Source organism: Rhizobium sp. KDH_Rht_773_N (assembly GCF_052946295.1).
On the sequence record NZ_CM129525.1, the window covers coordinates 2,350,774 to 2,362,845 of the forward strand.

Sequence of the window (12,072 nt, forward strand, 5' to 3'; positions counted from 1 at the left end):
TGGCCGTATCAGCTCAGCTTCCTGGCTGCCTGTTCGGCGAGCGCTCTCGTGAACGCTTCGTCGCTCCAGTTTTCCGCCAGCGCCTCGTGCATCAGCTGCGCCTGGGTTTTCGGCGCCAGGCCGCCAAGCGGCGGATCGCGGTCGAGATTGGTCGGGAAGGAATAACCTTCCGCGCAGGAAGCGACGGCATTGGCGATCTCGCCGGCCGAAAGCTTGCCCTTCAGCGCCTTCAGCGCAGGGAAGAGTGTTGCGCTCATGCGCTCGCGGTTGACGGTTTCCATCGCGCGGCCGAAGGCCGAGGAGACCTGCAGCAGGTTCGCCACGCGCTTGATATCCTTCGAGCGGTTGGTGCCGGCGGCGTGGAAGAGGGCGGGGTTGAAGAAAACGACATCGCCCTTTTCGAGCGGCAGCTGGACGTGGTTCTGTTCGAAATAATCCTTGAATTCCTGACGCTTGAGGGCGAGGTAGCCCGGCTCGTAGGTCTGGCTGTGCGGCAGGAACAGCGTCGGTCCGCTTTCGAGCGGCATGTCGCAATGGGCAACCGCGCCCTGCAGGGTCAGCACCGGCGAGAGGCGGTGGACATGGGCCGGGAACTGCTCGATCACCTTGGAGGACTGAAAGCCGAGGTGATAATCGCGGTGGGCCGATTGCGCGGCGCCGCCGGGGTTCACGCGGTTGACCTGCGCCGTCATCTGGTAATGCGGGCCGAGCCATGCCTCGCTTGCCAGCGCCACGATGGCGTTGCCGTAATAGCGGGCGAAATTCTCAGGGTCGGCGAGGCAGTGCTTTTCCAGCGAGTTCCAGATGCGGTCGTTGGCGCCGGGCTTGGCGAAATGGTCGCCGCCGCCGGTCGAGCTGCGGTGCTGTTCCTCGATGATTTCGTCGAAGATTGCGCTCGCCCGGTCGATGATGCTGGTATCCTCATAGGCATGCTTGAAGACGGCGACGCCGGGGCCGATGCCGAAGGCTTCGCAGATTTCGGCAAGAACGGCGCGCCGGCCCGCCGGCGTCGAGGCTGCCTGCAGCACCGTGCGGCTGTCGTAGATCAGCACATTCCTCTCGACGGCGGAGGCCGTCGGATAGTCGGCAAGCGCGGTGGTTTTTTCGGCGAGCGCGCGGAAATCGCTGAGGTCGCAGGCGTCTTCGGTAAGCCAGACGCGGTCGGCGCGCAGTTGTTGCTGGTTGTCTGATTTCATCGGGTGCTCCTCCATTCCGATGAAGGGGACTATACGCTGCCCGCGATCTTGATATAGATCAAGAATCCATCAAAAATCCATCAGAACGGTCAGCATGGCCCATCCCTTTCTCGTCAAGGATATCGCTTTCCAGGCCGGCCTCAGCACCGCGACCGTCGACCGGGTGCTGAACGGCAGGCCCGGTGTGCGCCGGCAGACGGAGATGAGGGTCAAGGCGGCTATCGCCGAGCTTGAAAAGCAGGCGGGTGCGGCTGTGACCGGCCGCAAGCTTGCAATCGATGTCGTCATGGAGACCCCGGAGCGCTTCAGCAGTGCCGTAAGGGCCGCATTCGAGGCGGAGGTCGCAACCTTTCTGCCGACGGTCTTTCGCTGCCGTTTCCACTTTGCGGAGGTGATGCGGGCGGCGGAACTGGTGCAGCTTCTCGACCGCATTCGCCTGCGCGGCACGCATGGCGTCGTGCTGAAAGCGCCTGACGTGCCAGAGGTTGTGGCGGCCGTGGCGAGGCTCGATGCCGCCGGTATTCCGGTCGTCACCCTCGTGACCGACCTGCCGGCTTCGGCACGCTGCGCCTATGCCGGCGCCGACAACCGGGCGGCGGGCGAGACGGCGGCCTATCTCATCGGCCGGCTGCTCGGCCCGGCCGGCGGCAAGGCGCTGGTGACGCTGTCGAGCGGCCGGTTCCGGGGCGAGGAGGAACGGGAGATCGGCTTTCGCCGGGTGATCCGCGCGCATTATCCTTCAATCGGCATTGTCGAAGTCAGCGAGGGGCACGGCACCGATGCCGCAACGGGCACGCTGGTTGCGGTGGCCCTTGCCGGCGATCCGGCCGTCAACGCCGTCTATTCGGTCGGCGGGGGCAACCGTGCGGTGCTTGCGGCTTTCGAAGCCGCGCGCCGGCCGGTCTCGGTTTTCGTGGCGCATGATCTCGATGCCGACAACCGTGCCCTGCTTGCCGAACGGCGGATCGATTTCGTGCTGCATCACGATCTGAGAACCGATGCACGCTCCGCATTCCGGGCCATCATGGCGCGGACAATGCCGGCAAGCAGGACCGCGCCGGCTGCGTTTTCGGCCGTGGAGATCGTCACGCCCTACAATATGCCGGCCCTGCAATGATGTGTTCGGCTTGATTGTCTTTCCATCCGCGGCAGATTCACGCTACAGCTTGCGGGTGATGAGGAGCGCGCATGGACTATAGCGACGTCAGTTCAATTGCAGCCTGGGTAACGGAACAGGGCCTCAACGGCGTCTCCGAGGCCGAGTTGCTGATCGGCTTCTGCCAGGCCTGCCGCAAGGCGGGCATGCGGCTCGATCGTGCCATGGCGCTGATGGATACGCTTCACCCCGTCCACGAAGGCCGGGCTTTCCGCTGGGACAATACGGAGGACTTCGAGGGCGAATTCGAATATGGCCCTTCGAGCGAAGGGCAGGGGCTGGATACCTGGCGGCGCTCGGCTTTCTATTTTCTCTGGACAACCGGCGCCAGAGAGGTGCGTCGCAGGATCGGCTTCGGCGATCCGACCGATTTCATCATGCTGGAGCAGATCCACGCGCTCGGCCATACCGATTACGTCGCCATGGCGCACCGTTTCGCGCCGGCCGGGACGATCGGCGAGATGGACTGCTTCTTCTCGCATTTTTCCACCAAACATCCGGAAGGCTTTTCGGAGCAGGACCTCGTCATCCTGCGCAAGCTGGTGCCGGTGCTGGGGCTTGCGATCAAATGCGTGGCGCTCGCCCGCATCGCCCGAACGATCGCCGAGGTCTATCTCGGCGAAGATGCGGCGCATCAGGTGATGGACGGCAAGATTACGCGCGGCAAGACCGAGCGGATTTCGGCGGCGCTCTGGTTTTCCGATCTCCTGAACTACACGAAGATTTCGGACAATTCCGCGCCGGAAGAGATCATCCCGCTGCTCAACGAATATAGCGAGGTGGTAATCACCGCGATCCATGAGGCCGGCGGCAACGTGCTGAAGCTGATCGGCGACGGCGTGCTCGCCATCTTCAAGGGCGACGATCCGGCGAAAAGCTGTGCCGCGGCGCTGCGGGCCGAGCGCCTTCTGCGCCAGAAGCTTGCGGTGCTGAACGCAGCGCGCGAGGTGGACCGGCGGCCGACGACGGATGTCTATATCGGCCTGCATATCGGCGATGTCTTCTACGGCAATATCGGCAGCCAGGACCGGCTGGATTTCACGGTCATCGGCCCGGCGGTCAACGAAGTCAGCCGTATCGCCTCCATCTGCCGCTCGGTCGATCTCAACGTGCTGATGTCGTCGGATTTCGAGGCCGCGATCCCCGAGGCGGAGCGCGACCTTCTCGCCTGTATCGGCCGTTACGCGCTGCGCGGCGTCAAGCGCCCGCAGCTGCTCTATACGCTGGAAAGCGCGCGGCTGAACGGCTGAGCGACAGGATTCGTCAGTGCTCGGGCTTGCATAGGTTGCAGAGCCTGCATAGGCATTTTCGCACCCTCTCTAGAAAATGTCAGATTCATATATCTGTCAGATAAAAATCTGACACTTTCCGCGTTAGACGTAGAGAAGCCTATGTAGCCGCTGCAACCTATGCACATAGCCGGCACTTCAGTCGGCCGGAGGCGTACCAGACGGCTTGAACTGACCGCGTTTAACGCAACAATCCCTGCCTGCCGCCGGTTCCCCGTGCCCGGGCGATGAAGCTATCTCAGCAGGCTATGGCGCAGCGACCATTTTTCCGGTCCGTGAACGGCGGCAAAAAGCAGGCCGGCCAGAAAGGTAAAGTGATCGACGAAGAAGCCGAATTCGGCCTGGTTCTGCTGCCAGTGGGACGGGCCGTGAAAGGCGAAGGCCAGGAAGATCACGTAGATGCCCGCGAGCAGGCCGGCCTCGCTGAAGAAGGCGCCGGTAATGAAGGCAAGCGCCAGCGCGATCTCGAAGAAAGCGGCGATCCAGGCAAGGAAGGTCGCGGCCGGAAAACCGGCCGACGCGATATAGGCGGCCGTCGCGCCGATATCGGCGAATTTGAAGCCGGCCGCCATGAAGAAGATGAAGCTGAAGATGATGCGGGCGATGAGAATTGCGACTGCTCTGGCCATGTGAAATCTCCCCGTTGAGCTTCCACCATGACGGATGAGCGGCCTGCTAACCGACAGCGGCATCAAAAAAGGGCCGCTTTCGCGACCCTTCTTGCCTACCACTCGGCGAAGCTGCCGTCTTCGTGGCGCCAGATCGGGTTGCGCCAGCGGTGGCCTTCCTTGGCGCGCTCGATGACATAGGCTTCGTCCACCTCGACGCCGAGGCCGGGGCCTTGCGGAATGGAGACGAAGCCGTCGGCGTAGCGGAAGACTTCCTTGTTGGCGATGTAGTCGAGAATGTCGTTGCCCTTGTTGTAGTGGATGCCGAGGCTCTGTTCCTGGATGAAGGCATTGTAGGAGACGGCGTCGACCTGCAGGCAGGCGGCAAGCGCGATGGGACCGAGCGGGCAATGGGGCGCGAGCGCCACGTCATAGGCTTCGGCCATGGCGGCGATCTTGCGGCATTCGGTGATGCCGCCGGCGTGGCTGAGGTCCGGCTGGATGATATCGACATAGCCGTCCGACAGGACGGTCTTGAAATCCCAGCGGGAAAAGAGGCGTTCGCCGAGCGCGATCGGCGTCGAGCAATGGTTGGCGATTTCCTTCAGCGTCTCGCGGTGTTCGGAAAGAACCGGCTCCTCGATGAACATCAGCTTGTAGGGCTCGAGTTCCTTGGCGAGAACCTTGGCCATCGGTTTGTGGACACGGCCGTGGAAATCGACGCCGATGCCGATATGCGGGCCGATCGCCTCGCGGATCGTGGCGATGGTCTCGACCGCCTTGTCGATCTTCTCGTTGCTGTCGACGATCTGCATTTCCTCGCAGCCGTTGAGCTTGATCGCTTTGAAGCCGCGGGCGACGACCTCCTTGGCGTTGCGGGCGACGTCGGAGGGGCGGTCGCCGCCGATCCAGGAATAGACCTTGATGCGGTCGCGCACTTGGCCACCGAGCAGCGAATGGATCGGTTGGCCGAGCGCCTTGCCCTTGATGTCCCACAGCGCCTGGTCGATGCCCGAGATTGCCGACATGTGGATGGCGCCGCCGCGATAGAAGCCGCCGCGATACATGACGGTCCAGTGGTCTTCGATGAGGAACGGGTCCTTGCCGACGAGGTAGTCGGCCAGTTCGTGCACAGCTGCCTCGACGGTCAGCGCGCGGCCTTCGACGACCGGCTCGCCCCAGCCGACGATTCCCTCGTCGGTTTCGATCTTCAGAAACAGCCAGCGCGGCGGGACGATATAGGTGGTCAGTTTGGTGATCTTCATGGCAGTCGTGCTTTCGTTTCGCTTCGTGTTCCCATCGGCGCTCAAGCCGCCGATATTGTTCTGAGTTCGGTCATTTCGTCCGGCCGGCGGCGGTGAGGTCGCGTTTGGCGAGATCGAGAATCTGGTTGACGCAATCGCGCGCCCCCGCCGCATCCCGCAGGCGCAGCGCCTCCACCACCTTGCCATGCAGGGCGATCGCTTCCCGGTGGTCCGGCATGGCGAGGTTGGAGGCGTGGAGCGCGAATTTCAGCGCCGCATGGATGGCGCCGGAAAGGCGGCGGAAGACCTGATTATGGCTCGCGCGCAGCAGGACCGTATGGAAAAGCAGGTCCGCCTCGGTGAAGGCTTCCGCGTCGTCGCTTGCCGATCGCATGCGCTGCCAGGCATCTTCCAGATCGGCGATCTCCTGGGCGCTCGCCCGGCTTGCGGCATATTCGGCCGCCGCCGGCTCGATGGTGCGGCGGGCCTCAAGGATGCTCGCCAGCAGGTCGAAATCGCCGAGATGCGGCCCCATCCATTCCAGCACGTCCTGATCGAGGATGTTCCATTCGTCCTTGTCGCAGACGGTGGTGCCGATGCGCGGCCTGCCGCGCACGAGCCCCTTGGATTCCAGGACCTTCAGGGATTCGCGGATGACGGTGCGGCTGACGCCGTGGAGGTCGCAGAGATCGTTTTCGCGCGGCAGCAGCGTGCCGGCGGCATAGCGGTTGGCGCAGATATCTTCGGCAATCGCCGCCGTGACGTTTCGGCGGACGCGCGGCCGGCGCTCCGGTGGCGGGCTTTTTTCGTCGCGTCTTGCTGCGGGCTGCATCGAAGGCTCCTCGTGAACGATCCTAGATCAATCATCATACATAAACAATGCTCTTGTATGATGATTTATCTTCAATCTGGTGTCGTCTTCCGCCGATAGAGGACTATATTGCCGGTCGGAAGGGCAGAATGTCCTTCGCGGCGGAGCGTTGCTGCGCTTCGAACATCAATCGAAACAGGAGGACGGCATGCAGATCAATCGCACAGGTTCGGCTCAGTGGTCAGGCGGTCTCAAGGACGGCAAGGGTCAAATTACGACCCAGAGCGGCGCGCTGAACAACTATCCCTACGGCTTTGCAAGCCGCTTCGAAGGCATTCCCGGCACCAACCCGGAAGAGCTTATCGGTGCTGCCCATGCCGGCTGCTTCACCATGGCGCTGTCGCTGATCCTCGGCGAAGCCGGCCTGAAAGCCGACCATATGGAAACATCGGCCAAGGTGACGCTTGAGAGCGTCGAGGGCGGTTTTGCCATCACCGCCATCCACCTGTCGCTGACCGGCAGCGTTCCCGGCGCCGATCAGGCCAAGTTCGAAGAACTCGCCAACATGGCCAAGGCCGGCTGCCCGGTTTCCAAGGCGCTTTCGGCCGTTCCGATCACGCTCGACGTCAAGCTCGCCTGATCCTTCACGCCTGTTTCCGTTCGATGCCGCAGCCTTCCGGGGCTGCGGCATTTTTGTTCGAATCGCAAAATCATTGACAAGTGAAGGATGATATTTTACGACTGACGAAAATCGAAATTCGTCAGTCGTAAAATATCAGGCCTGAAACCATGAACGACATCGCGGAAAACACGCTGGACGTCACGCGGCAGGACAATATCACCCGCATCCTCGATGCGGCCGAGCGGCTGTTTCGCCACTACGGCTATTCCAAGACGACGGTGGCCGACGTTGCGCGCGAGCTCGGCATGTCGCCTGCCAATATCTACCGCTTCTTCGCCTCCAAGGTGGAAATCCACCAGGCGATCTGCGGCCGCATGCTGGCGACCAGCTACCAGCTGGCCTCCAATATCTGCCATCAGAAGATCAGCGCTTCGGACCGGCTGCGCCAGTTCGTGCGCAGCCAGTACCAGCTGACGCTCGACACCATGCTCGACCAGCAGAAGGTGCATGAAATGGTGATCGTCGCGATCGAGCGCGACTGGCACGTTATCGAAAAACACATCGACGACATCCACGCGTTGCTTGCCGATGTCATCCGCGAAGGCATCGCCGCCGGTGAATTCGCCGAACAGGATGCCGATGTCGCCTCCCGCTGCTTTGGGGCGGCGACCATCAATCTCTGCCATCCGCAGATGGTGGCCCAATGTCTTGCCAAGACAAACCGGGCGACCGTCGAAGAGCTGATCGAATTTGCGATCAGGGCACTGAAAAAATAAGCGCGGCACACACCGCCCGAGAAAACCCGAAACAATCAGGAGTGCGAAAGATGTTTTCGCTCAAGGCCTTCAGCAACCGCATGCCGTCCGTCGTGAGCCTCGCGCTCCTCAGCGCGGTGGGGCTCGGCGTCGCCGGCTGCACGGAAGAAAAGGCAGAGGTCAAGCCAGTCATCCGTCCGGTCAAGGTGGTCGAGGTCGCCAAGGCCGGCGATACCCGCACGCTCGACTATTCCGGCTCGGTGCGCGCGCGAACGGAAATGAATCTCGGTTTTCGCGTCAACGGCAAGATCACCGAGCGTCTCGTCGATATCGGCGAGCGGGTGAAGCCGGGCGACGTTCTCGCCCGGATGGACTCGACTGATTACGAACTTGCCGTGAAGACCGCCGAAGCCAATCTTGCTTCCGCCGAAAAGGCCGTTGAAACAGCCGATATCGCCAACCGCCGCGCCGAACAGCTCTTCGACAAGAATGTCGCGCCGAAATCGCAGGTCGAGCAGGCGTCTCTCAGCCACGATCAGGCGATCTCGGCCCGCGATGCCGCAGTCTCCGCGCTCGATCAGGCCAGGAACCAGGTCAGCTATACCGAACTGAAGGCCGACCAGAACGGGATCGTCACCACCATCAACGCCGATGTCGGACAGGTCGTGGGCTCCGGCACGCCCGTCGTCACCGTCGCTGTCGATGGCGAAAAGGAAGTGCAGATCGCCGTGCCGGAAAACGATATCGCCCAGTTCAAGCCGGGCAAGACCGTCAAGGCGAGCTTCTGGGCCGATGACCAGCTGGTGCTCGACGGTACGGTTCGCGAGGTTTCCGGCAGCGCTGACCAGCAGTCCCGCACCTTTGCGGTGCGCGTCAGCCTGCCGAACGATCCGCGCGTGCTGCTCGGCATGACGGCAACGATCGAAGCCGCTGTCAGCAACAGCGATACCTATGTCTCCATTCCGCTGAGCGCGCTGGCGCAGAAGGACGGCAAGCAGGTCGTCTGGACCGTCGACCGCGACACCGAGACGGTTCATTCCAAAGGCATCGAGGTCGCCGATTTCACGGGCGACGGCGTTCGTGTCGCCAAGGGTCTCGACAGCGGCGATCTTGTCGTGGCCGCCGGCACGCAATTCATGAGCGAAAACCTGAAGGTCAAGCTTCCCGACCAGCAATCGGCCTCGGCCGAAACGGACGCAGCCGTCCGCTGAAGGATCAGGAAGAGGGAACAGGATCATGGATACGACCACTACTGAAAAGCGCCCCTTCAACCTGTCGCGCTGGGCGATCGGCCATCCGAGCATCGCGCGCTTCCTTTTCGGGCTGATCCTCATCACCGGCGTGCTCGGCCTGACCCGCATGGGCCAGAAGGAAGACCCGGATTTCACCTTCCGCGTCATGGTGGTTCAGGCGCTCTGGCCTGGGGCATCGCTTCAGGACATGGAAGACCAGGTCACCAACAAGATCGAGCGCAAGCTGCAGGAAACCCCGCATCTCGACTGGGTGAAGTCCTATACGCGCGCCGGCAGCACGATCATCACCGTGCAGGTGAAGGGCGATACGGATTCGGCCGAAGTGGCCGACGCCTTCTACCAGGTGCGCAAGAAGGTCGGCGATATCAGCAGCGACCTGCCGCAGGGCCTGCTCGGCCCCTATTTCAACGACGAATTCGGCGACACGTTCATCACGCTGCATTCGATCAGCGGCGACGGCTATTCCTATCCGGAACTGAAGAAATTCGCGATCCAGGCGCGTGACATGCTGCTGACGACGCCGGGCGTCGAAAAGGCCGTCATCATCGGCGACCAGCCGGAAAAGATCTATATCGACGTCTCCTCCAAGGCGCTTGCCGAACGCGGGTTGACGATCCTCGACCTGCAAAACGCCATCAAGGGCCAGAATGCCGTCGATCCGGCCGGCAATGTCGATACCGGCCTGCGCTCGGTGCGCATCTCGGTCGAGGGCAACGTGCACAAGGTCGAGGATATCAGGGAATTGCGCCTGCGCTCGGGCAACCAGGTGACGCGCCTCGGCGATATCGCCACCGTCACCTCCGGTCTCGAAGACCCCTATCAGCGCAAGTACCGCTATAATGGCCACGAAAGCGTGCAGGTCGGCGTCGTCATGGCCAAGGGCTTCAAGGTCACCGATGTCGGCAAGGACGTGGACGCGACCTACAAGCGCTTCGAGGATTCGCTGCCCTACGGCGTCTCCGTCGACCAGATCTCCAACCAGCCCGATGTCGTGACCGATGCGGTCAGCGAGTTCATGCATGCGCTCGGCGAAGCCCTTGCCATCGTGCTCGTCGTCTCCTTCCTGTCGATCGGCTGGCGTTCGGGCCTCGTCATCGCCATTGCCATTCCGCTGGTGCTGGCTGCGACCTTCGCCATCATGTACGAGCTCGGCATCGACCTGCAGCGCATTTCGCTCGGCGCGCTCATCATCGCGCTCGGCCTGCTCGTCGACGATGCGATGATCGTCGTGGAAATGATGGAGCGAAAACTCGAGGAAGGGCTCGTCAAGATCGAGGCGGCGAGCTTTGCCTATTCCTCGACCGCCTTCCCGATGCTGACGGGCACGCTGATCACCACGGCCGGTTTCATTCCCGTCGGTTTCGCGGAATCGACCGCCGGCGAATATGTGCGCTCGCTCTTCTATGTCGTCGGTATCGCGCTGGTCACGTCATGGTTCGTGGCGGTCTATTTCACGCCCTGGCTCGGCTACATGATCCTCAAGCAGCGCCACCACGCCGGCGAACATCATGACGTGTTCGACACGCGCTTCTATCGCGGCCTGCGCCGTACGGTCGGCTGGGCGGTGCGTCATCGCGTCATCGTGCTGGCGCTGACGCTCGGCACTTTCGCCGCCAGCCTCTGGAGCTTCCAGTTCATTCCGCAGAACTTCTTCCCGCAGTCCTCGCGTCCGGAAATCCTCGTCGATCTCTGGCTGCCGGAGGGGACCAGCATCAAGGAAGTGGAAGTCCAGGCGAAGGCTCTGGAAGCCAAGATGATGGACGACAAGGACAAGAAGTTCATCGCCACCTATATCGGCGAGGGCGCGCCGCGCTTCTTCCTGCCGCTCGACCAGCAGCTGCGCAACCCGAACTATGCACAGCTCCTCATCATGGCAAACGACGAGCCGGCGCGCGAACGTCTCATTGCCAAGCTCCGGACCATCCTGGCGGAAGACTTCCCTTCCATCCGCGGCAAGGTCGACCGTCTCTTCCTCGGCCCGCCGACCGGCTGGCCGGTGCAGATGCGCGTGATGGGGCCGGACCGTGCGGAAGTGCGCAGGATTGCCGATCAGGTGAAGGAACGCTTCACGAGGGATCCGATGCTCGGCGCCATTCATGACGACTGGCTGGAGCCGGTGCCGGCCATGAAGCTGGTCATCGACCAGGACCGTGCCCGCGCGCTCGGCGTCACCTCGCAGCGCGTCCGCCAGATGCTGCAGACCGCCGTGTCCGGTGCGCCGCTCGACGACTTCCGCGACGGCGAGGAGACGGTCTCGATCGTCGCCCGCGAACCGGACGCCAACCGCTCGCTGCTCTCGGCCGTCAACTCGGTCTACGTGCCGACGGATTTCGGCGGCTTCGTGCCGGTCTCGCAGATTGCCAAGGTCGTGCCGGTCATGGAGCAGGGCGTCGAATGGCGGCGCGACCGCCTGCCGACGATCTCGGTCAGGGCAACGCTGCCTGACGGCGTCCAGTCGAACGACGTCGTGACCAAGCTCTACAACGACATGAAGGACCTGCGCGACAGCCTGCCGGCCGGCTACAACATCGAGATCCAGGGCGGCGCCGAGGATTCGACCGAAAGCCAGGCCTCGATCGCGGCCAAGGCGCCGATCATGCTCGTTGTCATCATGGTCCTGCTGATGGCGCAGCTGCAGCATTTCGGCAAGGCGATGCTGGTCTTCGCCACCGGCCCGCTCGGCATCATCGGTGCTGCCTCGGCGCTTTTGATCAGCGGAGCCCCGTTCGGCTTCGTGGCGATCCTCGGCGTCATCGCGCTGCTCGGCATCATCATCCGCAACTCGATCATCCTCGTCGACCAGATCGACCAGGATATCAAGGCGGGCATGCACCGGCAGGAGGCGATCGTGGGTGCGGCCGTGCGCCGCTTCCGGCCGATCATGCTGACGGCGCTGACGGCCGTGCTGGCGCTGATCCCGATCTCGCGCGGCGTCTTCTGGGGTCCGCTCGCCTACGCCATGATGGGCGGCATCCTGGTCGCTACGGTGCTGACCATCCTCGTCCTGCCGGCCGGTTATGCCCTGTTCTTCGGCCGCGAGCCGAAGTCCAAGGGCGCGGAACATGCCAATGCCAACCAGGAAGAGGCGGATGGCGATCTCGATCATCCGCCGGCATTGGCAGCCGAATGAGAAACGGG

At 62.8% G+C, this 12,072-nt stretch carries 10 protein-coding genes; 6 read left to right on the plus strand and 4 right to left on the minus strand.

Annotation, left to right across the window (positions count from 1 at the left end; translation table 11 throughout):
• Positions 1-8 precede the first annotated feature (8 nt).
• Positions 9-1,196 carry a phytanoyl-CoA dioxygenase family protein gene (locus tag ACU8HS_RS11780; RefSeq protein ID WP_113412846.1) on the minus strand — a complete coding sequence of 396 codons (1,188 nt, stop codon included), beginning with the start codon at positions 1,194-1,196 and terminating at the stop codon, positions 9-11.
• Between the two features lie 94 nt (positions 1,197-1,290).
• Between ACU8HS_RS11780 and ACU8HS_RS11785 the strand changes: the two genes are divergently transcribed.
• Both ACU8HS_RS11785 and ACU8HS_RS11790 read left to right on the plus strand, forming a co-directional pair.
• Positions 1,291-2,313 (plus strand): LacI family DNA-binding transcriptional regulator, encoded by a 1,023-nt coding sequence (locus ACU8HS_RS11785; protein WP_113412847.1) that lies wholly within the window; start codon positions 1,291-1,293, stop codon positions 2,311-2,313.
• A gap of 71 nt (positions 2,314-2,384) precedes the next feature.
• On the plus strand, positions 2,385-3,602 hold the full coding sequence (locus tag ACU8HS_RS11790; RefSeq protein ID WP_112703800.1) for an adenylate/guanylate cyclase domain-containing protein: 1,218 nt from the start codon (positions 2,385-2,387) through the stop codon (positions 3,600-3,602).
• 272 nt (positions 3,603-3,874) lie between these two features.
• On the opposite strand, the gene ACU8HS_RS11795 is transcribed toward ACU8HS_RS11790, so the two are convergent.
• The 3 genes from ACU8HS_RS11795 to ACU8HS_RS11805 all read right to left on the minus strand — a co-directional run bounded on the left by ACU8HS_RS11795 (position 3,875) and on the right by ACU8HS_RS11805 (position 6,325).
• Positions 3,875-4,270: a DoxX family protein gene (locus ACU8HS_RS11795; protein WP_112703799.1), complete on the minus strand. Its 396-nt coding sequence runs from the start codon at positions 4,268-4,270 to the stop codon at positions 3,875-3,877.
• Positions 4,271-4,365: 95 nt separating this feature from the next.
• Complete coding sequence (dgoD, locus tag ACU8HS_RS11800; RefSeq protein WP_112563512.1) at positions 4,366-5,514, minus strand: galactonate dehydratase; 1,149 nt, start codon at positions 5,512-5,514, stop codon at positions 4,366-4,368.
• 70 nt (positions 5,515-5,584) lie between these two features.
• The gene (locus tag ACU8HS_RS11805; protein WP_112703798.1) at positions 5,585-6,325 is read right to left on the minus strand and encodes a FadR/GntR family transcriptional regulator; all 741 of its coding nucleotides are present in this window, start codon (positions 6,323-6,325) and stop codon (positions 5,585-5,587) included.
• Positions 6,326-6,512: 187 nt separating this feature from the next.
• Between ACU8HS_RS11805 and ACU8HS_RS11810 the strand changes: the two genes are divergently transcribed.
• From ACU8HS_RS11810 to ACU8HS_RS11825, 4 genes are all read left to right on the plus strand, one after another.
• Complete coding sequence (locus ACU8HS_RS11810) at positions 6,513-6,944, plus strand: OsmC family protein (protein ID WP_112564094.1); 432 nt, start codon at positions 6,513-6,515, stop codon at positions 6,942-6,944.
• 149 nt (positions 6,945-7,093) lie between these two features.
• On the plus strand, positions 7,094-7,702 hold the full coding sequence (locus tag ACU8HS_RS11815) for a TetR family transcriptional regulator (RefSeq protein WP_112563517.1): 609 nt from the start codon (positions 7,094-7,096) through the stop codon (positions 7,700-7,702).
• Between the two features lie 50 nt (positions 7,703-7,752).
• The gene (locus tag ACU8HS_RS11820; RefSeq protein WP_112756306.1) at positions 7,753-8,892 is read left to right on the plus strand and encodes an efflux RND transporter periplasmic adaptor subunit; all 1,140 of its coding nucleotides are present in this window, start codon (positions 7,753-7,755) and stop codon (positions 8,890-8,892) included.
• Between the two features lie 25 nt (positions 8,893-8,917).
• Positions 8,918-12,064, plus strand: a complete 3,147-nt coding sequence (locus tag ACU8HS_RS11825) for an efflux RND transporter permease subunit (protein ID WP_113412848.1) — start codon at positions 8,918-8,920, stop codon at positions 12,062-12,064.
• The last annotated feature ends 8 nt before the right edge of the window (positions 12,065-12,072 follow it).